This is a genomic window from Micromonospora sp. NPDC049051, assembly GCF_043197575.1.
Classification (GTDB): Bacteria; Actinomycetota; Actinomycetes; order Mycobacteriales; family Micromonosporaceae; genus Micromonospora.
The window spans coordinates 487,493-508,327 of sequence record NZ_JBICTL010000001.1; the positions used below are offsets into that span (position 1 = coordinate 487,493).

Annotated in this window: 20 protein-coding genes and 1 tRNA gene; 11 read left to right on the forward strand and 10 right to left on the reverse strand. The window is 71.2% G+C overall.

Translation table 11 applies throughout. The features are described 5' to 3' along the window. From ACGFIR_RS02400 to ACGFIR_RS02410, 3 genes are read right to left on the reverse strand one after another with little or no spacing between them, the layout of a single operon-like run. On the reverse strand, positions 1-660 hold the full coding sequence (locus ACGFIR_RS02400) for an SAF domain-containing protein (protein ID WP_393142790.1): 660 nt from the start codon (positions 658-660) through the stop codon (positions 1-3). Further along, positions 657-1,601 (reverse strand): hypothetical protein, encoded by a 945-nt coding sequence (locus tag ACGFIR_RS02405; RefSeq protein WP_393142792.1) that lies wholly within the window; start codon positions 1,599-1,601, stop codon positions 657-659. Before ACGFIR_RS02405 ends, ACGFIR_RS02400 begins: the two co-directional genes overlap by 4 nt. Continuing rightward, a complete protein-coding gene (locus ACGFIR_RS02410) occupies positions 1,595-2,161 on the reverse strand; it encodes a hypothetical protein (protein WP_393142794.1) in 567 nt (188 codons plus the stop codon). The genes ACGFIR_RS02405 and ACGFIR_RS02410 overlap by 7 nt, the downstream gene beginning before the upstream one ends. A gap of 613 nt (positions 2,162-2,774) precedes the next feature. Between ACGFIR_RS02410 and ACGFIR_RS02415 the strand changes: the two genes are divergently transcribed. After that, entirely contained in the window at positions 2,775-3,527 is a 753-nt protein-coding gene (locus ACGFIR_RS02415; protein ID WP_393143714.1) for a prepilin peptidase, read from the forward strand. A gap of 134 nt (positions 3,528-3,661) precedes the next feature. Here the strand turns inward: ACGFIR_RS02415 and ACGFIR_RS02420 are convergent, their stop codons facing one another. After that, entirely contained in the window at positions 3,662-4,300 is a 639-nt protein-coding gene (locus tag ACGFIR_RS02420) for a phosphatase PAP2 family protein (RefSeq protein ID WP_393142796.1), read from the reverse strand. 257 nt (positions 4,301-4,557) lie between these two features. Here ACGFIR_RS02420 and ACGFIR_RS02425 point away from each other — a divergent pair, with 257 nt between their 5' ends. Next, a complete protein-coding gene (locus ACGFIR_RS02425; RefSeq protein ID WP_393143716.1) occupies positions 4,558-6,858 on the forward strand; it encodes a glycoside hydrolase family 65 protein in 2,301 nt (766 codons plus the stop codon). Between the two features lie 4 nt (positions 6,859-6,862). On the opposite strand, the gene ACGFIR_RS02430 is transcribed toward ACGFIR_RS02425, so the two are convergent. Together ACGFIR_RS02430 and ACGFIR_RS02435 are read right to left on the reverse strand one after the other, a co-directional pair. Continuing rightward, entirely contained in the window at positions 6,863-7,369 is a 507-nt protein-coding gene (locus ACGFIR_RS02430) for a hypothetical protein (protein WP_393142798.1), read from the reverse strand. 122 nt (positions 7,370-7,491) lie between these two features. Continuing rightward, complete coding sequence (locus ACGFIR_RS02435; RefSeq protein ID WP_393004760.1) at positions 7,492-8,100, reverse strand: TetR/AcrR family transcriptional regulator; 609 nt, start codon at positions 8,098-8,100, stop codon at positions 7,492-7,494. Between the two features lie 120 nt (positions 8,101-8,220). On the opposite strand from ACGFIR_RS02435, the gene ACGFIR_RS02440 reads away from it, so the two are divergent. The 3 genes from ACGFIR_RS02440 to ACGFIR_RS02450 all read left to right on the forward strand — a co-directional run bounded on the left by ACGFIR_RS02440 (position 8,221) and on the right by ACGFIR_RS02450 (position 11,677). Then, on the forward strand, positions 8,221-9,084 hold the full coding sequence (locus tag ACGFIR_RS02440) for an SDR family oxidoreductase (protein ID WP_393004758.1): 864 nt from the start codon (positions 8,221-8,223) through the stop codon (positions 9,082-9,084). A gap of 289 nt (positions 9,085-9,373) precedes the next feature. Beyond that, positions 9,374-10,873 (forward strand): SulP family inorganic anion transporter, encoded by a 1,500-nt coding sequence (locus tag ACGFIR_RS02445; RefSeq protein WP_393004756.1) that lies wholly within the window; start codon positions 9,374-9,376, stop codon positions 10,871-10,873. Between the two features lie 135 nt (positions 10,874-11,008). After that, a complete protein-coding gene (locus ACGFIR_RS02450) occupies positions 11,009-11,677 on the forward strand; it encodes a hypothetical protein (protein ID WP_393142800.1) in 669 nt (222 codons plus the stop codon). A 55-nt stretch (positions 11,678-11,732) separates the two neighbouring features. Here ACGFIR_RS02450 and ACGFIR_RS02455 read toward each other — a convergent pair whose 3' ends face one another. After that, a complete protein-coding gene (locus ACGFIR_RS02455; RefSeq protein ID WP_393142802.1) occupies positions 11,733-12,443 on the reverse strand; it encodes a TetR/AcrR family transcriptional regulator in 711 nt (236 codons plus the stop codon). Between the two features lie 113 nt (positions 12,444-12,556). Between ACGFIR_RS02455 and ACGFIR_RS02460 the strand changes: the two genes are divergently transcribed. Next, a complete protein-coding gene (locus ACGFIR_RS02460) occupies positions 12,557-13,540 on the forward strand; it encodes an NAD(P)-dependent alcohol dehydrogenase (RefSeq protein WP_393142804.1) in 984 nt (327 codons plus the stop codon). 169 nt (positions 13,541-13,709) lie between these two features. Then, the gene (locus ACGFIR_RS02465) at positions 13,710-14,174 is read left to right on the forward strand and encodes a DIP1984 family protein (protein WP_393004748.1); all 465 of its coding nucleotides are present in this window, start codon (positions 13,710-13,712) and stop codon (positions 14,172-14,174) included. 324 nt (positions 14,175-14,498) lie between these two features. On the opposite strand, the gene ACGFIR_RS02470 is transcribed toward ACGFIR_RS02465, so the two are convergent. From ACGFIR_RS02470 to ACGFIR_RS02480, 3 genes are all read right to left on the reverse strand, one after another. Next, positions 14,499-15,320, reverse strand: coding sequence for a hypothetical protein (locus tag ACGFIR_RS02470; RefSeq protein WP_393142806.1), 822 nt, complete (start codon positions 15,318-15,320; stop codon positions 14,499-14,501). Positions 15,321-15,497: 177 nt separating this feature from the next. Beyond that, positions 15,498-15,767, reverse strand: a complete 270-nt coding sequence (locus ACGFIR_RS02475; protein ID WP_393142808.1) for a type II toxin-antitoxin system Phd/YefM family antitoxin — start codon at positions 15,765-15,767, stop codon at positions 15,498-15,500. A 163-nt stretch (positions 15,768-15,930) separates the two neighbouring features. After that, a tRNA-Lys gene (locus ACGFIR_RS02480) sits at positions 15,931-16,002 on the reverse strand. Between the two features lie 405 nt (positions 16,003-16,407). Between ACGFIR_RS02480 and ACGFIR_RS02485 the strand changes: the two genes are divergently transcribed. The 4 genes from ACGFIR_RS02485 to ACGFIR_RS02500 form a co-directional block, all read left to right on the forward strand. Continuing rightward, positions 16,408-16,704: a hypothetical protein gene (locus ACGFIR_RS02485; protein WP_393142810.1), complete on the forward strand. Its 297-nt coding sequence runs from the start codon at positions 16,408-16,410 to the stop codon at positions 16,702-16,704. A 325-nt stretch (positions 16,705-17,029) separates the two neighbouring features. Then, the gene (locus tag ACGFIR_RS02490; protein ID WP_393142812.1) at positions 17,030-18,589 is read left to right on the forward strand and encodes an amino acid adenylation domain-containing protein; all 1,560 of its coding nucleotides are present in this window, start codon (positions 17,030-17,032) and stop codon (positions 18,587-18,589) included. A gap of 54 nt (positions 18,590-18,643) precedes the next feature. After that, the gene (locus tag ACGFIR_RS02495; RefSeq protein WP_393142814.1) at positions 18,644-19,834 is read left to right on the forward strand and encodes a polyketide synthase; all 1,191 of its coding nucleotides are present in this window, start codon (positions 18,644-18,646) and stop codon (positions 19,832-19,834) included. Between the two features lie 574 nt (positions 19,835-20,408). Continuing rightward, positions 20,409-20,835 (forward strand): acyl carrier protein (locus ACGFIR_RS02500; RefSeq protein ID WP_393001212.1); only part of this gene is annotated, 427 nt, incomplete at its 3' end.

Below are 20,835 nucleotides of genomic sequence, written 5' to 3' on the forward strand. Positions count from 1 at the left end.
TCAGGCCGCCTCGGTCAGGACGACGGCGAGCCGCTTCTGGCTGGACAACGCGACGACGGCCGGCACGTCCCGGACGGTGAGCGCCAGGTAGACCACCACCTCGTCGTCGTTGTCGGAGGTGACGGCGTCGATGACGGTCGCCTCGAACCGGGTGGCGGCGCCGGCGGGCCGGTCGTCGTTGCCGTCCGGCGTGCTCACCAGCAGGACCTTGTCGCCGGGGTGGAGCCTGCGGGCGGGCACCTCGGCGGGGCCCAGGCCGAGCGCGAGCTGCTGCTGGCCGGGCCCGAGCAGCGGGTCGTCGGTGAGCTGGGCCATCGTCAGCAGCGTGCCGGGGGTCAGCGACACGGCGGCCCGCTTGCCGACCACCTCGTCGAGCCGGCTCGCCGGCACCGGGGACAGCCCCTGGCCGCCGGCCACCTGCACCGGGACCAGGTCGTCGGCGCTGACCTGCCGGCCGACCTCGACCGGCCGGGCCACCGCCAGGTAGCTGCCGGTGGCGCGTACGGAGGTGACCGCGAACGCCGCCCCCAGGCCGCCGAGGGCGATCAGCAGTACGGCCAGGCCGAGCAGCCCGGGCCGCATCCGGCGCTGCCGGACCACCCTGGGCGGGGCGACCGGGGCGTCCACCGGCCCGGTCCCGTTGCGGGTCGCCACACTCACTGGGTCACCACCTGTAGTTCGTTGATCCGGATCGGGACCGTTTCCGTGGTCCGGCTGACGGGGATGACGCCGCTCTGGTTGCCGCCTCTCCAGGTCACCGTCCAGTACGTCGTGGCCCGCACCCGGTAGTTGCCGGCCTTCGGGTAGCCGCTGTCGTAGCCGCAGTCGGGGGAGGGCCGGCCGGCGAACCTGCCACCGGCCTGGTACGGCGTGCCCGCGTCAGCGCACTCGACCTTCTGGCCGTTGCCCATGTCCCAGACGATCCGGTCGAACGTCGCGGTGATCGTCACGGTCAGGCCCCGCTCCGTCTCCGACGCCCGCTGCGTCGGCCCGAAGTACTTCCGGGCGTCGCTGGTGCCCCACATCCAGACCGGCAGCCCGACCAGGCCGGGACCCTTGCTGCGGCGGGGCGCGACCGTGATCGGGGGCGCCGCGATGGTGATCTTGGCCAGCGCCCGCCGGGCGAGTTCCTCCGGATCGGGGGGCGCGCCGAAGCCGGGCGGCGGGGCGTCGCGCAGCACGTTGGTCTGGGTGCCGAGTTGGCCGCCGTTGCAGGTGCGCGTGTACCACTGCTGGCCCTCGGGGGCCTCGGGCTGCGGTTGGGCGAGCTTGTAGTAGCAGCCGTCGCCGTTGTTGAACCAGCCCAGCACGTCGTCGTAGCACTTGACGGTGCGGCCGTTCCACTGGCACTTGCCGCCACCCCCGCCGCCCGAGTCGCCGCCTCCGCCGTCGTTGCCGCCCCCGCCGGGGCCGCCCGGGGTGCCGGGATCGTCGTCCCAGACGCTGCAGTCGCTGTGCCCCGGCGGGCACTCCGCGCCGGGGTCCGCGCGCCCGGCGGCGATCGCGGGCACGGCCGCCCCGAGCGCCAGCAGCAGGGCCATGCCTGCGCCCGCGAGCCACCTGCGGGTCGGCCCGCGTGATCCGCCCGGGCGGGTCAGCACGGCAGGTCCTCGTGGGAGGTGCCGGCGCTGATCAGCCAGCGGCCGTCCGGGTAGCGGGTGGCGGTGGCGGTGGCCAGGTGCCGCGTGCCGCGGGTGCCGGGTACGACCCGCTTGTCGCTGGCGTAGACCAGCCGGTAGCCGGTGGCGTCGAGGCAGTCCTGGATCTCCACGGTGGGCGGGCTCGAATCCAGGCTCACCGAGGTCACGGTGGGGTCGGAGACCAACGTGCCGGTACGCATCGCGCCGTGCTCCTTCGCCTTGCGGATGGTCAGCCGGACCCGGGTCAGCAGCGGGTCCGCGAGGAACCGGGACAGCTCCGGGTGGTGGGGATCGCCGCGCCCGCTCGCCTCGCGGGAGGCGGCCAGATAGCCCGCGTACGCGGTCAGCGCCGCCTTCCTCGCCGCCTGTTCGTCGGCGGCCCGGGGGGTGGGGGCGGGGGCGTCCCCTGCGGTCGGCGCGCGGGGGGTCGTCGCGGGCTCGGCGCCGCAGGCCGGGCCCGCGCCGAGCGCCGCGATGGCGAGCAGGCAGGTTGCCCATCGGCTGAACCGCCGTCCGCGCACGTCGTGCCTCCTCGGTGGCGACCCGGGGGCCGGCCTGGCGGCCTCCGGGCATGCGGCGACGCGCCCGGATGAGGCCGTCCGGACCTGCCGGAAAACGCCGCCGCATTTACCATTACGGATCTCTATGGATTCAATGTCCCGCGTTGTCCTGTTGTTTGTTGTGGGTTGCACCACACCCAAGGGGCGAGCATAGGCTGACGTTCGCCGATGCAACAGAGGCAATTGGTTCGAACACTTTGAGTCATGACGGGTGGTGACGGTCGGTGATTGCGGCTGGTGGCGGCGGGTCGGGCGGCGAGGGCTGGCGGGGTGGCCGGTGGGCCGGTCGCGCGGGCGGTGTCCCCGGTGGGCGGGGAGCCGTCGTGGTGGCCGACGCGTGTCCCGGACGTGGCGTCTGGTCCGATCCGTCCTGTGGAAAAACGCACCGATATTGTGCTGGTGTGGGATTCCCGCGCGTGCAGCCGCGCTATTCCCACGTGCAATTCAGGGCATTGTCCGGCAGGGGTCCGCGCCGTTCCGGCCGTTACCCGTCGATGATCATATCGCTACCCTTCGTGTTCGCCCGCCGTGCCGAACCACGGGGGCGATCGTGGCGCTGACCCGGCCGCCGACGGTGGCGGAGCCGACCGCGTCGACACTCGCCGTCCGAGGGGCGCGGCTGCTGGCCCTACTCGCGCTCGCTCCGACGATCCGGCTCGCCGTGATCCGGCACGCCGTACCGCCGGGGGTGGCGACCCGGACCGGGTGCGACGCGTGCGGCGTCCCGATCGGGCTGGCCCGGCCGTGGCCGGCGCTCGGCCCGGCGGCGCGGTGCGGCCGGTGCGGGGCGCGCGTCGGCCCGCCACCCGGCACGGTGGAACTCGCCGTCGCGACGGCCGTCGGAGCGCTGGCGCTGCTCGGGCCGCCCGTTACCGTGCTGGTCGCGATGGCCTGGTGGTGGGTTTGGGCGATCCCGCTGGTCTTCGTCGACGTGGCCGTGCACCGGCTGCCCGACCGGCTCACCTGGCCCGCCGCGGCCGGGACCTGGCTGCTGCTGGGGCTGGCCGCCCTCGCGGGGCCCGGTCCGGCGCCGTGGCTGCGCGCCACCGCCGCCGGGTTGGCGCTCGCGCTCTTCTTCGCCGCCACCACGCTGCTGCTCGGCCGGCGCGGATTCGGCCTGGGCGACGCCAAGCTGGCGCTCGGCGTCGGCGCGCTGCTGGGCTGGTACGGGTGGGCCGCGCCGGTGGCCGGGCTGCTGCTCGCCCTGCTGCTCTCCGGGCTGCTCGGCGTCGTGCTGCTGCTCGCCCGGCGCGTCGGCTGGCGCAGCCACCTGCCCTTCGGCCCGTTCCTCGTCCTCGGCACCGTCGGCGCCCTCTTCCTGTCCTGACGGTGCGGGCCGCGCCCGGGCAACCTGCTCCCCGGGCAGGCTGCTCCTGACCCCGGGCAGGGCGGTGTCCGGCCCGGCAGGCTGTACCCCGGCAGGCTGCCCAAGCCGGGCTCCGGGGCGGGTCCCGCAGGCGGTCAGCGGCGGGACGTCGGGGTGGCCGGGTCGGGGGCGGGGTGCTCGGCGTGCCGGGCGCGGCGGTGCAGCAGCCCGGCGGCGGGCCGGGCGAACAGCGGCGTGAGCAGGGCGGCGAACAGGGCCCCGAGCAGTAAGCCGGCGACCACGTCGTGCGGGTAGTGCACGCCGACGAAGGTGCGGGAGAACGCGGCCAGCGCCGCCAGCGGCAGCGCCACCAGCCCGACGCGGCGGGACAGCAGCAGGGTCGCCACCGCGAGGCCGCCCGCGATCGTGGAGTGGTTGCTGGGGAACGACCAGTCGCCCGTCGGCGGGCACTCGTTGGCGATGATGGCGAGTTCGGTGGCGAGCGCCCGGCAGGGCCGCTCCTGGTCGACCAGCGTCTTCAGCAGCTCGCTGCACCCGTACGCGAGCACGACCGGCACCGGCGACACCAGGGCGTACGCGCGGTCGCGCGGTCCGCCCCGGAGCCGGGACAGGGCAGCGATCAGCCACAACGCGCCCAGCAGCAGGATCGCGCCCTCGGTGAAGTGCTCGGCGAACCACTGCACCGGTTGCGGGGTGTCGGCGGCGAAGTCGACGATGTCCTGGTACAACTCGACGCTGATCTCCGGCACATCCGGGCTATCCGCAACAATCATGACTCACCTCACTTAGGGTTCATACCCCGTTTACCTCGCGAACAACCATGGAACATCTGGAAGCCAGGCGCATGGTGCACTGGTTGGGTAGTTCCCCCGACTTTCGTCTCAGCGACCTCTCAGCCCGTTCTGCTTCGATCGACCCGGTACGTCGGACTTCTGGAGGCGCAGTGCAGGACACCCCCACCGCCGATCGGCCGCCGACCGGGCAGGTCACGGGGGACGAGGCCTGGCGGATCCGGCGTACGGAGGCGGACATGGACCGCCTCGCCGAGACCGAATCGATCTTCGCCCTGAGCAACGGTTGGGTCGGTTGGCGGGGCAACCTCGACGAGGGCACGCCCTACGGGATGCCCGGCACCTACCTCAACGGCTTCCACGAGCGGCGCGAACTCGACCACCCCGAGGACGGCTACGCCTTCCCGCAGTTCAGCGACACGGTGATCAGCGCGCCGAACGCGGCCCTGATCCGCCTCTGGGTCGGCGGCGAGCCGCTGGACGTACGCACCGGCACCCTGCGCACCCACGAACGGGTGCTCGACCTGCGCGCCGGGATGGTCGAGCGGCACACCGAGTGGATCTCACCGGCCGGGCACGGCGTACGCGTCCGCAGCGTCCGACTGGTCTCCCTGCCCCGGCGCCCGGTGGCCGCCGTCCGGTGGTCCGTCGAGCCGCTGGACGGCACGGTCGAGGTGCGGGTCTGCGCCGACCTGCTCGCCAACGAGCGGGTGCCCGAGCGCGCCGACGACCCCCGCGCCGCCTCTGTGCTCACCGACCCGCTGACCGCCGAGTACCGCCACTCGAACGGGCACGACGGCGTCCTCGTCCACCGCACCGGGCACAGCGAGCAGCGGGTCGCCGTCGCCGTCGCGCACGAGGTGGCGGCCCCGGAGGGTGTCGCCTCCGGCGTCGACTGCACCCCCGACCGGCTGCGCCTCACGCTGACCGGGACGCTGCGCGCCGGCGAGCGGCTGCGACTGACCAAGTTCGCCGCGTACGAGTGCACCCCGGTCGACGCCATGCCAGCGCCGGAGCTGGCGCGCCTGGTCGTGGCGGAGGCCGACGCGGCCCGCGCGGACGGCTTCGAGGCCCTGCTGGCCGGCCAGCGCGCGGCGCTGGACGTGGCGTGGCGGACCGCCGACCTGCAGCTCGACGGCGACGCCGAACTCCAGCAGGCCATCCGGTTCTCGGTGTTCCACCTGCTCCAGGCGGGCCGGGCGGACGGCGACCGGACGATTCCCGCCAAGGGCCTGACCGGCAACGGCTACGACGGGCACGTGCTCTGGGACACCGAGGGCTACGTGCTGCCCGTGCTGACCTACCTCGACCCACCGCTGGCCCGCTCGGCGCTGCGCTGGCGGCACGCCCACCTGCCGGAGGCCCGCGAGCGCGCGGCGGAGCTGCGGCTGACCGGGGCGAGCTTTCCGTGGCGCACCCTCGGCGGGCGGGAGTGCTCCGGCTACTGGCCGGCCGGCACGGCCGGGCTGCACCTCAACGCCGACATCGCCGACGCGGTGCTTCGCTACGTCGCCGCCACGGGCGACGACGAGTTCCTCACCGGGGCCGGGCTGGAACTGCTGGTCGAGACGGCCCGGCTCTGGCACGGCTTCGGCCACTGGTCCGACACCGGCACCTTCCACCTGCACGGCGTGACCGGCCCCGACGAGTACAGCGCCCTGGTGAACGACAACCTCTTCACCAACCTGATGGCCCGGCGCAACCTGCGCGGCGCCGCCGACGCCGCCGAGCGGCACCCGGAGGCGGCGGCCCGGCTCGGGGTCGAGGCGGCCGAGGTGTCGGCCTGGCGCGCCGCCGCCGACGCGGTCTTCATCGCGTACGACCGCAAGCGTGGGGTGCACCAGCAGTCGGCCGGCTTCACCGAGCAGCCGGAGTGGGACTTCGCGCACACCTCCGACGACGACTACCCGCTGCTGCTGCACTTCCCCTACCTGGAGCTGTACCGCAAGCAGGTGGTCAAGCAGGCCGACCTGGTGCTCGCCATGCAGCGCTGCCCGGGGGAGTTCACGGCCGACGAGAAGGCCCGCAACTTCGCCTACTACGAGGCGCGGACCGTCCGGGACTCGTCACTGTCGGCCTCCCCGCAGGCCGTGCTCGCCGCCGAGGTCGGGCACCTCGACCTGGCGTACGACCTGTTCGCCGAGTCGGTGCTCCAGGACCTGGCGGACCTGGGCGACAAGACCGGCGACGGGTTGCACCTGGCGTCGCTGGCCGGGGCGTGGCTGGCCCTCGTACAGGGCTTCGGCGGGATGCGCGACGACCGGGGGGTGCTCTCCTTCGATCCCCGGCTGCCGGCGGCGATCGACCGGTTGGCGTTCCACCTGCGCTGGCACGGTCACCGGCTGCGGGTCACCCTGACCCGTGCCGGGGCCCGCTACGAGCTGCCCGACGCCGACCCGGAGACCGGCGTCGAGCTGTGGCACCACGGCGAGCCGCTGCGGGTCACCGGGGCCGGGCTAGTGACCCGGCCGATGCCCGAGGTGCCCGACCCGGGTCCGGAGCCGCCGTCCCCGCCCGGCCGCCGCCCCGCCCGCCGCTGAGGTGTCACTCGACGGGCGTGCCGGGTTGCGGTTCGCCCGCGGGCTGACGGCCGACGACTGACACGCCGGACATCCGCTGCCGGACGACCTCCAGCGCCTCGAAGGCGTACGCCCAGTTGTGGCACTTGAAGCTGCGCAACCCCTCGATGGCGGTACGGCAGTCCGTGCAGCGCACCCCGGCGATCGCGTCCGGGACCTCGGTGTTGACGTACCTGCGCTCGCCGAGGATGACCGTCGCGATCATCATCCGGTCGTGTACGCCGGAGAGGGCGGAGGAGACGATGTCGTACCAGTTGACGCGGCGGCCGCACTTCGGGCAGTCCGGCTGGTCGCCGCTGACCCACAGCGGGGCGCCGATGCTGCGCAGCGGCATGCCGAGCAGCTTCTCGATCCGCCGTACGTCCGACTCCGGTGTCGTCCACCGGTGCGCGCCGGGCAGCGAGGCGGGCGAGTCGTAGACGGCACGGAACAGGACCGGGTCGACCTCCACGGTCTCGCGCTGACTGGTCATCGGTGCCTCCTCCACGATCGGTCGCCCGCACCGTCGTCGCAGGTGGGGCGCGTACGACCGGATCAACGACGACCGGGGGTCCGGTGTTGTCCGTCCGGTGGCGCGGGATCGGCCGCGGCGGGCTACGCGTCGCGGGGCCGCAGGCCGCGCAGCGCCGTGTCCACCACCTGGTCGGCGTACGCGTGGGTCAGGGGGCCGGTGCGCTGGAGCCAGCGGTTCAGGATCGGGCCGAAGATCAGGTCGACGGCCACGTCGAGGTCGACGTCCTCGGCGAGTTGCCCGGCACGCCGGGCGGTGCGCAGGCGCTGCTTCTTCAGCTCGCGCATGGGCCCGTCCAGCCGTTCCGCGTAGTCGGCGGCCAGGGCGGGATCGTGGACGATCTCGGTGTGCAGGGCGCGCATGGGCTGGTCGTAGCGCGGGTCGTTCAGCTCGTCGACGGTGGCCCGCAGCACCAGTTTGAGGTCGGTCGCCAGGTCGCCGGTGTCCGGTAGCGCGCCGTCCTGCGGGCCGTCGGTCGTGAGCGCGAGGAAGGCGTCGAAGAGGAGCGCGCCCTTGGAGGGCCACCAGCGGTAGATCGTCTGCTTGCCGACGCCGGCCGCGGCGGCGATGCCCTCGATGCTCAGCTTGGCGTAGCCCAGCTTTCCGACGAGGTCGAACGCGGCGGCGAGGATGGCGCGGCGTGCCGTCTCGCTGCGACGGCTGGAGTCGGGGGCGACCTTCCGGGTGGGCACGCGGCCCAATGTAGCAGCGGATGAGACGAGACGGTCCGTCTTGACAGTGGGTGCCGGTCGGGTAGGGTCACTCGCATCGACAAGACGAGACGGTCCGTCTCGTCAGGGAAGGGGTACCCATTGGAAGCCGCAGCCGCCGTACCGCGGGTCTGGTTCATCACCGGGGCCAGCCGCGGCCTCGGTCGCGCCTTCGCCGAGGCCGCGCTCGCCGCCGGCGACCGGGTCGTCGGCGTGGCCCGGGACGTCTCGCCGCTCGACGACCTCGCGGCCCGGCACCCCGGCCGCCTGCTGGCCGTGCCCCTCGACGTCACGGACCGCGCGGCGGTCTTCGACGTCGTCGCCCGCGCGGTACGGCACTTCGGCCGGCTCGACATCGTCGTGAACAACGCCGGCGCGCTCTTCATGGGCATGGTCGAGGAGTTCACCGAGGCCGAGGCCCGCGCCCAGCTGGACCTCAACTTCTTCGGCGCGCTCTGGGTCAGCCAGGCCGTCCTGCCGCACCTGCGCGCCCAGGGCGGCGGGCACGTCGTGCAGATCTCCAGCATCGGCGCGCTCGGCGGCTTCCCCAGCACGGGGCTCTACAGCGCGAGCAAGTTCGCGCTCGAGGGCATGAGCGAGGCGCTGGCCGCCGAGGCCGCCCGCTTCGGCATCAAGGTCACCATCGTCCAGCCGGGGGGCTACTGGACCGACCTCTACACCAGCAGCACCGCGGCCACCCCGGACCCCGCCTACGAGCCGCTGCGGGAGGAACTGGCGCGGCAGTGGGCGGAGGGGTCGATCGACAGCGATCCCCGGCTGGCCGCCGAGGCGCTGATGAAGCTCGTCGCCAGCGAGGACCCGCCGCTGCGACTGCTGCTCGGCAGCATGGTCTACGACCTCGCCTTCGACATCTCGAAGCGACGCATGGACGTCTGGGCGGGCTGGGAGGAGGTGAGCCGCGCCGCCGAGAAGGCGATCCCGGCGCCGGGCACCGAGCCGACCTGACCGCTGGCCGTGTCGGCGGGGTGTGGGCCGGCTCGTTCCATCCTCGGCCGTCCGGGGACGGCCCGTCCGGTCGTGACGATCGCCATGCGGGCGGGGTCTCCACCGCACCTGAAGAGTAGGGTCCGGTGGGCCGTTGTCCTGCGCGACCGCAGCCCGCGTGGACCTGGGCAACGACGCCTGGACGACCCCGATGGTCGGGTCCGTACGCGATGTGACCCTGACTGACCCGCCCCGGTCGAGGCGGCGTGACGCACGCCTGTCGACGTGCTCCCCGAGTGGAAATGGCTGTATGTCGTCTGTGCTGTCCGCGGCCCCGCGTCCGCGCCTGCCCCGGCCGTCCTGGCTGTCGCCGAAGGTGTTCCGCACCGAGACCCTCGCGGGGCTGGTCGTCGCCCTCGCGTTGATCCCGGAGGCGATCTCCTTCTCGATCCTCGCCGGGGTCGACCCCCGGGTGGGGATCTTCGCCTCGTTCACCATGGCGGTGACGATCGCGATCTGCGGCGGACGGCCGGCGATGATCTCCGCCGCCACCGGCGCGGTCGCCCTGGTGGTCGCTCCCCTCGCCAGGGAACACGGCCTCGACCACCTCGTGGCGGCGGTGATCCTCGGCGGGGTGATCCAGATCCTGCTGGCGGTGCTCGGGGTCGCGAAGCTGATGCGGTTCATCCCGCGCAGCGTGCTGGTCGGCTTCGTCAACGCCCTGGCCATCCTGGTCTTCGCCGCCCAGGTCCCGCATCTGCTCGGCGTGCCGTGGCTGGTGTATCCGTTGGTGGCTGTCGGACTGGTGATCATGGTGGGGCTGCCCAGGGTCACCCGGCTCGTGCCAGCGCCGCTGGTCACCATCGTGGTGCTGACCGTGGTCACGGTGGCCGCCCACGTCGCGGTCCCGACTGTGGGTGACGAGGGTGCGCTGCCGGACAGCCTGCCCACGCTCGGCGTACCGCGGATCCCGTGGACGACGGAGACGCTGGCCCTGATCGCCCCGTACGCCCTGGGGATCGCCCTGGTCGGGTTGATGGAGTCGCTGCTGACGGCGAAACTGGTCGACGACATCACCGACACCCCGTCCAGCAAGACCCGGGAGGCGTGGGGCCAGGGCGTGGCGAACATCGTCACCGGGTTCTTCGGCGGGATGGGCGGCTGCGCGATGATCGGCCAGACGATGATCAACGTGAAGGTGTCCGGCGCCCGTACCCGGCTGTCGACCTTCCTGGCCGGCGCCTTCCTGCTGTTCCTGGTGGTCGCGCTCGGTGACGTGGTGGCGCTGATCCCGATGGCGGCATTGGTCGCCGTCATGATCATGGTCGCGGTGTCGTCGTTCGACTGGCACTCGGTCGCCCCGGCCACGCTCCGACGGATGCCGTACGGCGAGACCGTCGTCATGCTGACCACCGTCGGCACCACCCTGGCCAGCCACAATCTCGCCATCGGCGTCATCGTCGGCGTGCTCACCGCGATGGTCGTCTTCGCCCGCCGGGTCGCCCGCCTGGTGGAGGTGACAAGCGTCCTCGACCCCGACGGGACGACCCGGATCTACTCGGTGCACGGCGAGTTGTTCTTCGCCTCCAGCAACGACATCGTCGGCCAGTTCGACTACGCGAACGACCCCGACTCGGTGGTCATCGACATGACGCACGCCCACGTCTGGGACGCCTCCTCCGTCGCGGCCCTCGACGCGATCACCACCAAGTACGCCGCCCGCGGCAAGACCGTCGAGATCATCGAGTTGAACCGCCCCAGCGCCCGCATCCACGGCACCCTCGCCGGCCGGCTCGGCGTCGGCCACTGACGGCCCCGACGTCGTACGGCTGCCGGTGCGACTCTCCTCGGCTCCCGGCGGGAGCCGACAGCGCCCGCCGCAGGTGGGGCCGACCGTGGCGGAGGCGCACTACGCTCCGGGCCACCTGAAGGAGAGGGAAGATCAATGCGTAGGACCCTGCTGCCCGTCGCGGCGCTCGCCCTGGTGGCGGCGCTGACCGGATGCGTCACGATCAACACCCCGGCGGACGACCCCGACCCGGCTGCCTCGGGGCAGCCGACGGCCAGCACCGTCAGCGTGGACGACGGAACAGCGGACCCGGCGCCCTCGGCCGTACCCGACACGTCCGGAGCGCCCGCCACGCTCCGGGCGCTCACCTGCGCGCAGCTCAAGACCGCCGTCCTCGGTAACGGATCCGAGCGGTACAACGGCTACCCGGATCCGATCCCGCTGGTCGACGGCATGTGGTCCGGCGAGGACGGCACCGTCGTCCACATGCAGCAGCCGTGCGCCATCGGCGACCTGACCGGCGACGACGCGGCCGACGCGGTGGTCCCGGTGCTGATGGACGGCGGCGGGACCGGCAAGTTCTGGCAGATCGTGATGTACGGCAACATCGACGGCAAGCCCGTCTACGTCACCATGGTCGACATCGGCGACCGTACGCCGGTCGAGTCGGTCTCGATCGAGTCGCGACGGGCGACGGTGGTTTACCTGACCCGCCCCGAGGACGCGTCCTCGGCGGAGGTCGCCGTCCGGCGTACGGCCGTCTACGAGCTCAGCGGCAGCCGGCTCGTCGAGGTCGGCCACACGGACACGCCGTACACCCCCTGAGGCGTCCAGCCCGGCGTGGGCGTCGACCTGGCGAGCTGAACGGCGGCGTCCGTCATCAGGATCGGCGCGACGTCCAGCCTTGCTGGTGCAGCCGTTCGATGCCGTCGAGCAGCAGGTCCAGCGCGAACTCGAACTCGAACTGGTCGTCGCAGCCCTGTCCCACCACCGACTCGTCGTCGTGGGACGCCGCCGTGGAGATCTCCGCGAGGTGCGGGAACCGGGCTGCGACCTCCGGCGGTAGGGCCGCCGGCGGATCGGGACTGGTCGCGCCGGACCGGCCGGCGTCGCGTGAGGCGTCGAAGAGTTCCTGGCTGAAGCCAAGGATCCGGCTGCCCATCGCGTGCATCACGTGGTGGGCGAGGTCGGCGGAGAACCCGCCGGCCCGGAGGGTGCCGACCATCGAGTCGAGGTAGGCGAGGACGACCGGCGTCGCCATGTTCCGCGACTCGATCGCGAGCGGCGCCCAGGGGTGGCGCCGCAGCACCTGTCGCGCCGAGAGGATGCGTCGACGGACCTCGTGCTTCCAGTCGGACCCGGGTGCCGGCGGGTCGATCTCGCCGACGACGACGTCGATCATGCCGTCGAGTAGCTCGTCCTTGTTGGCCACGTGCTTGTAGAGGGCCATCGGCACGACGCCCAGGTCCTGGGCGAGGTTGCGCATGCTGAGGGACTCGATCCCGGCCTCGTCGGCGAGGGCGACGGCGGCGCGCAGGATCCGGTCCCTGCTCAGCGGCGTCCGGCGCAGCGTTCCAGCCTGGTCAGCCAACTCGCGTCCTCGTCTCGGCGGCGGTTGAAACCATAACTGCCTTGACGAGTGTACGGCGTACACCTAGCATCGGTTCCATCAGGTGTACGCCGTACACCTTGAGGGGAGTGAAGATGAAGGCGATCGTCCAGGACCGGTACGGCCCGCCGGAGACACTCACACTCGCGGACGTCGACACGCCGGTGCCGGCAGCCGACGAGGTGCTCGTGCGGATCGGGGCCGCCGCGCTCAACGCGTACGACTGGCATGCCATGCGGGGCGATCCCCGGATGGCGCGGTTGGCCATGGGCCGGTCGCGGCCCCGGGCGCGCATCCGTGGCCGCGACTTCGCCGGCACGGTCGAGGCCGTCGGCGCCCATGTCCGACAGGTACGCCCAGGCGACGCCGTCTTCGGCGACCTCGGCGACGCCAACGGCGCCTTCGCCGAGTACGTGTGCGTGCCGGCGGCCATGGTCGCGCCGAAGCCGACGAACCTGACGCCGCAGCAGGCGGCCGCCCTGCCCCTGGCCGGCGTCACCGCGCTCATGGGGCTGCGCGACGTCGGGCAGGTCGAGCCCGGCCACCGCGTTCTCGTCAACGGCGCCTCCGGCGGCGTGGGCACCCTGGCCGTCCAACTGGCCAAGGCGCTCGGCGCCACCGTGACGGGGGTGTGCAGCACCCGCAACGTCGACCTGGTCCGCTCCCTCGGCGCCGACCACGTGGTCGACTACACCCGCGAGGACTTCACCCGCACCGCCCGCCGCCACGATGTCGTGTTCGACCTGGTCGGCAACCGCTCACTCACCGCGCTCCGGCGGGCGCTGACCCCGACCGGGACGCTGGTGCTCTCCGGCGGCGGCGTGTACCGGGGCGGCAGCCTCATCGGACCCGTCTGGCTCCTCGCGCGCGGGCGGCTGCTGGCACCCTTCGTACGGCAGCGCATCGTCACCCTCGGCACGGCACCCAGCCGACAGCACCTCGACACGCTCCGCGCCCACGCCGAGGCCGGCCGCCTCACCCCGGTCATCGACCGGACCTATCCGCTGCACGAAGTGCCCCAGGCCATCCGGTACCTCGAAGGCGAACACGCGCAGGCGAAGGTCGTCATCACCTGCTGACACGCGGCTCCTCGTGAGGGTGCCGCTCTCCGCCCCCGGTGGCCGCCCTCGCATCGATGCTCGACGAGCATGCACGGCCCACGTGCCGCCGAAATGTGCCGACGGTCGTGTCGACAGCGGCGGAAAAATGGGCGAGCGGTGCTGATCTTCGCTGGCCATACTGGTGCCCATGAAGCTTGCTGAGGCACTTGCGCTGCGCGCGGATGCGGCGCGCCGCGCCGAACAACTCCGCGCCCGCATCACCGCCAGCGCCCGCTACCAGGAGGGCGAGGCACCCGCTGAGGACGCCTCGGCTCTCCTCGCGGAGGCGGGCGAGGTGCTCGGCGAACTGGAATCGTTGATCCGGCGGATCAACCGGACCAACGCCGCCACCGCACTGGAGGGCGGCACGCTCACCGACGCACTCGCGCGCCGCGACGTGCTCCGTCTGCGCCACAACGTGGTCACGTCGGCGGCGGACGCCGCGGCCGGCGAGGGCCAGCGCGCGTACCGGCAGCTGCGATCGGAGCTGAAGATGGTCCCGGCGCTGCCGGTGGCGGAGCTGCGCAGGCAGGCCGACGACCTCGCCCGGCAGCTGCGCGAGGTCGACACGCTGATCCAGCGTACGAACTGGGAGGTCGAGCTGCTGGACTGACGAGTTGCGGAGCAGGTAGCCGACGTGGAGGCGTGCACGAACCCGAGAGCCGGCGGGTAGTCCGGCTCACTCCTGGCGCGCCGAGGGCAGGCGCAGGGGTTCGACTCCCCGCACACACCGCACGCCCAGCACAGCACACAGGTGACGGCGCACAGGGCACGGCACACCACCAGGTGCAGATCCACGACGGCGAGGGTGGGACAGGGGACTTCCGCAACCTCGTACGGCCCGGCTGTCGGGCGACCGATCACCGACATTCTCGCGCACGATCGGCGGCAGCCGGGCCGCAACGCCCGCTAGTGCTCCCCGGGTACGCGGGACCTGCTACGCCCGGACCGTGCCGGGCACCGGGTACCACCAGACTCGGACCGTCAGCGCGGCGACGGCGACGGGCGCGAGTACGACGGCCAGTGCCAGCCCGCTGCGGAAGTCACGCGGCAACCAGAGCACGTTGTCACCGATTCCCGCCGCGTGGGCGAGCAGAGCGAAGCCGTACGCCGCCAGGAGCGCCGCTGCGGTCACACCGGCCCGGCGCCGTAGCGCCCTGGCCTGTCCCATCGTCCCGGCGCGTCGCATGGTCCTGGCACGTCGCATCGTTTCGGCAGGTGGCGTCGTCCCGGCACCTGGCGTCGTCCCGGGGCATCGCATCGTCCCGGCACGTCGCGGAGCAGGCCGCCGGACCCGCGTGGGCGCCAGAACCGCGCTCGCTGCCCCGACCGCCGCGGGCGCCGTGCCCGTGAGGACGGCCTGCAGCCGCAGCAGGCCGCGGACCACCCAGCCCAGCAGCGGGAAGACGAACAACATCGCGCCGACGCCGTGCACTGCCCAGGCACCTGCCAGCGTGGGGCCGCCCCAGGCGTCGTAGTACGTGCTGGCCCAGACGCTCCCGTCGTGACCGTCCAGGCCGAGGAGGGGTCGCAGCGGATAGCCGACGTTGACCAGCATCAGACCGGCGAGCACGGCAGTGACGGCGGTCGCCGCCGCCGCGAACGGCAGCGCAAGCACGCCCGACACGAACCGACGGGACGCGATGGTCCGCATGGCGGACGGCACCGCGATCACCGCCACACCGAGCCTGCGCCACATGACGGTGCCGTACGTCTGCCGGATGAAGCGGCGCAGGGCGGAGACCGTTTGCTTCGTCATGCTGGTCGATCCTTCGCCCTCCCGGCAGCCCTGACCACAGGGTTTCCCCCGGAACCGCCCCGGAAGATGCTCGCGCCCTGCGTGCCGGGTCGAGCTTGGTCCGGCCCGGCACCGCTCCGTCCGTCAGCCCCAAAAACGACGGAGGCGGGCGGGAGCGGTTCTGGTTCTTACGGAGATCTACACGGTAACGGTGGCCGGGTCGACCAGGTCCCGCTCGGCCGCGTCGCCCTCCTCAAGCTCCGCGATCGAGCGGCGCAGGGCTGCGGCGTTGGCCGGGTTGCGAAGGAGGTACTCGGTATCCTTCATCCACTCGTACTCGGCGAGCGGCACGATGACCACCGGCTCGTGTCCCGACCGGGTCACCACTACTTCCTCCGCGTCGTTGATGACGCTGTCGAGTTCGGCGGCCAGGTTCTGCCGTAGCTGGGTGAAGTTGACGGTCCGCATGACCACCTCCGGGGTAGGTACAGAAAGTTGTACCTCGGGTGGGTCTGCGTCTCGTCCCTGGCCGACCTGGCACTGGACCGACGGGCGCAGCTGCACTTGCTGATACACGAACCAAGATCACAGCCCAAGCGACCCCACGAAGGGCCGCCGACCAGCGAAGGAGTGGGCCGCCAGGGACTCGAACCCTGAACCTATGGATTAAAAGTCCACAGCTCTGCCATTGAGCTAGCGGCCCGCGCGCTCAGGTTACCGGAAGTCGGCCGCTTGCGACTTTCGGCTTTCCTGCCGCCATCGATACCGCCCAGGTCCGGATCGGCCAGCAGCGCCGCCGAGGGCGCCTGCGCGTCAGGGGCGGGCACCTCCGGGCGTACGGAAGAAGGTCCGACCCACCCGCCGGCGCGGGAGCGCGCGAGGGCGAACGGTCCCGCCGGGATGACGTGCACGTGGGCGTGCATGCGTGGATCATGCAGTTGTGGTGCCCGGTAAAAGTGGTGAATGGGACGATTCCGCCCACCAAAACTCCTTGATCGACAGAGCGGAGAGCGGAGAGCGGGAGGCAGGGGAGGCAGCAGGGGCGCTGCTGCGCCTTCGGAGCAGTGGGCATGCATGGGGCGGTGTGGGGAACCGTGGGTGGATGAGGATGAGCAGCAGCCCGGCCGTGGCGGCCTCCAGCGAGGAGACGGGCCCGGACGGCGTGCGGGAGCCGGCTGGAGAGGTGCACGCCTGGCTGCCCGGGCAGAACCAGACCGTCTGCGGGCTTCCGCTCAGCCGGACCCGGCTGCGCCGCTTCCCCCACGTGCGGTTCGAGTACGCCTCGACGGACGTCCTCACCGAGGCGGATCCGGTCGGCCGGGTCTGCCCGCGCTGCCTGGCCGCCGCGCAGGGGCGCCGCCGGGGCGGGCAGAAGAACTGGGTCCGCCACTCGCCCCGCCCCTGACGGGCGCACTCGCCCTGCCCCGATTGGCGCGCAATTGCGGCCCGGATCGCTTCACCATCTGTAGTGCGGACTTCAGATTGACCGAAGCCGAGCTGCCCGCCGAGCAGCGGCGTCGTTCCTGATGCCGCCGTTCGTTGCTGATTCGACGTCCTGCCCGAAGGCCGATCCGGTGGCATGGTTCAGTTCGTCGAACGGCCGTACTGCCGCTGCCGCTAATCGGGGCCAAACAGGGAAATCCGGAACTGTCGGTGCCGCCTCCGGCACTTGCCCGACGACCACTGTCTTCCTTGACAGGAGCGCCCGATTCACCGGTAGGTTCATGGCGATGAGTTGGATCATGCGGTCGCTGGTGCGGAATGCTCAGCTGTATCCCCAGCGTGCCGCGCTGGTTGCGGGGCATACGACGCTGACCTACAGCGCGCTCGTCCGGCGTGTGGCGTCCGCAGCGGGAGAGATGCGGCGTTGTGGGGTGCTCGATGGTGACATCACCGCCATCGCGCTCCGTCGTGGCTCTCCTCAGATCGTCACGGCGCTCGCGGCGATGTGGCTCGGGTCGCCGTTCGCGATCCTCGACGTCGAGGAGGCACCTGAACGTCGTCGCGCACAGACCCGCGCTTCCCTCGCGACGTGGCTCGTCGCCGAGCAGGGAGCGGATGCGGCGTACGCCGAAGGCGTACCGACGTTGCACATCTCGACCGCCGAGGGCGCGGACCACGGCCCTGAGTTGGCCTCACCCGGCGTCGATGAGGTCGCCTACATCGTCTTCACCTCAGGGACGACAGGTGCGCCCAAGGCGGTGGCCGTTCCCCACCGCGCCCTCGACAACTATTCGCGGTTCCTGGCCTCGGTGCTGGATCAGGTCAGACCGGCAGGCGCTCCGCTGTCGTGCGCCAGCGTGACCAGTTTCGCGACCGACCTCGGTCACACCGCGATCTTTCCCGCGTTGGTCTCGGGCGACACCGTGCATCTCGTGGCCAAGACCACCATGATGGACCCCCTGGCATTCGGAAGCTACATGCGTACGCACTCGGTCGACGTGCTCAAGTCGACGGCGTCACACATGTCGGCGCATCTTGACCACGGTGCCCGCCATGTTCTCCCCCGCAAGCTCATGATCTTCGGTGGAGAGCCGCTGAGCTGGAACCTCGTCGACCAGGTGGCGCAGAACCGCACCTGTGCGGTTCTGAATCACTACGGCCCGTCCGAAACGACGATCGGAGTGCTGACCTACCCTGTCGATTCACGCCGACCGGAGCATCGTTCGAGTGCTCACGTGCCGCTCGGAAGACCGATCGACGGGGTGTCGGTCGAGATCGTGGACGAGAATCTCCGCGCGGTGCGCCCGGGTGAAACAGGGGAACTCCTGGTCTGGGGAGAATGCGTGGCCCTGGGTTATCTGGGGGCACGGGAAGCTACCCGTGCGCGCTTCGTGCCGCTTCCCTCGTGGCTCCGGTCGTCCGAAAACGGCACGCGACCCGTGGTCGCGTATCGAACCGGCGACACGGTTCGCCGGCTCGCCAGTGGCGACATCGAGTTTCTCGGGCGGAACGATCGCCAGGTCAAGATCAACGGTCAGCGGATCGAACTCGGCGAGGTCGAGGCCGCGCTGCGGCGATGGCCGGACGTGCGTAACGCCGTGGTCGTCCACGACAGCGGCACGGGTCTCAGCGCGTTCGTCGTCCCGGCAGATCCGGCCAGCCCACCCGACACGAAGTCGCTGCGGAGCCGCCTTCGGCAAGAGCTGCCTGTGTCGGCGATACCGCGCGTCATAACCGTGCTCGAACACATTCCTCTGACGCTGAGCGGAAAGCTGGACGCGACCAAACTCGCGCTCACGGGCGACCGGGCCGGTTCCGCGATCCCGATCAGGCGCGGCGAGAACTAGGACGCCTCCGTGTCGGATTCCTGGTCGGTTCGGGGTGCTGGAGAGAGGGCAAGCATGAACGTGGACGTCGTCGGAGCGTCGATGTTTCTTCCCGGGGGCGTGCGCAGCCGGACGGATTTCGCCGCGGCACTGTTCGGAGACGAAGAGCACGGTGACCGGGCCACGACCTTCTCTGACGACGAACTCCGGACCGACTCCATGCGGTTCCGGATCGCTCCACGTCAGGCCCGGGTCATCGATCCGCAGCACCTGCTGGTCCTGGACTGCGCCGAGCGCGCCCTGGAGGACGCCGGTATCCACCCGAAGGACCTCGCGGGCAGCCAGACCGGCGTGTTCGTCGGGATGAGCGAATCGGACTTCGTGCACACGCTCGACGTGGACCAGATCGCCGACAAGAACCGGTCGTATCTCGGTATCGGCAATGTCCGTGGGGCGGCTGCGGGCCGCGTCTCCTACACGTTCGACCTCCATGGCCCCAGCTGGCAGGTCGACACGACGTGCTCCTCGGGGCTCGTCGCCCTCCGGCACGGAATCATGGCGCTGGTGAGCGGCGACGCCGATCTCGCGCTCGTCATCGCGAGCCATCTGGTGCGGAGCGACTTCGGGAAGATGATCCGGGCGGTGACCGGGGCGCTCTCGGAGTCCGACAGTTGCCGGGCGTTCGACGCGAGAGCCGACGGATTCACCATCGGTGAGGGTGTCGTGGCGGTGGTTCTCGCGCCCGAGGGTTTCGGGGCGCGTTCGCTCGGGCGGGTGCATTGCGCGGTCAACCACGACGGCCGCACCGCGGGCCTCACCGTTCCCAATGTCAAGGCGCAGCGCGACGTGGTCGAGCGCGCACTGCGGATGAGCGGACTCGACGCCACCGCAATCGACTACGTCGAAGCGCACGGAACGGGCACCCCGCTCGGCGATCCCATCGAGGTTGCCGCACTCGCGGCGGCCTATCGCACCGCTGACCGCAAATCTCCTCTGCTCATCGGATCCAACAAGCCCCGATTCGGTCATCTCGAGTCGGCATCAGGGCTGCTCTCCCTGATGGTCGCTATCGAGATTCTCGAGAGGCAGCATCCACCCGGCAGGACGGGCACGGGTCAACCCAGTCAGCTGATTCCCTGGGCCGAGCACAACATATGGCCGACACTCGGCGACTTCGATCATCCGGACAGGATCGACAACGTGGGCGTCAGCGCGTTCGGCCTTTCCGGGACCAATGCTCACGCAATCGTCTCCCGGCCAAGGTGAGTCCCGGCACAGGATTCGGGGGCGGCGTCTTTCTCGTCCTGGTACTTACCATGCGGCCTGCGGATGTATGTATCGCGATAAAGTGCCGGAGCGGCCGGCTGCGCGCGGTTGTCGAGCGACGGTGCGCGTGGCGCAAGTGGGGTGGATTAAAAAGCCACCGCATCTCGCGGCTGCCGGTGGCCGTCTATCAGATCACGCTTGTCGCGGTCAAGAAGTGCAGGTGGTAACAGGGGTCGATTGGGGTGGGCGCGCCAACGTGCGCCGCCGGTCATTCACTCGGTGACCAGCGCTTTTGGCTGAGTTACCCGGGCGATAACCGCTATCGCATCTTCACCGCCTTGTGCGGACATAGCTGGACGTCTTGTCCATCGCCCGATACACACAGGACGTGACGGTTGCTGAGGGTTCCCTGATATCAGCGGGCGAAGTGTTCCGTGGTGTGGAGGCGGGTGCTACCGTGAGCGCGTTTCGCTGCGAGGGTGCACCGGGTGACTCAACAATCTCTGCGTGAGGCGGCCCATTAGGTGCCTTCGGCGGCTAGCGCTTTCGTGCGTAGGCGACTGGAGGGGTTCGATTGCGGACTGAGGATGCCGTAGCTGGTCTTGTCGAGCAGTTGCTGGAGTTGGATCCGGGGTCGGTTGATCGTTCGGTGCCGTTGTTGGATCTGGGTGCGGATTCGTTGGTGTTGGTGGAGTTGTCGCGTGAGGTGAAGTCGCGGTTCGGGGTTGATGTTTCGGTTCAGCAGTTGCTTGAGGACGTGGTGACGGTTCGTGCTGTCGGGCGTTGGGTTTCGGAGTCGGTGGCGCGGGGTGATGGTGTCGTGGTGGCGCCGGAGCCGGTTGTGGTGAGTGGTGGGTTGTCGGCGGCGCCTGTTTGCGGGGCCGGTGACGTCGAGGGTGCGGTGGCTGGTCTTGTCGAGCAGTTGCTGGAGTTGGATCCGGGGTCGGTTGATCGTTCGGTGCCGTTGTTGGATCTGGGTGCGGATTCGTTGGTGTTGGTGG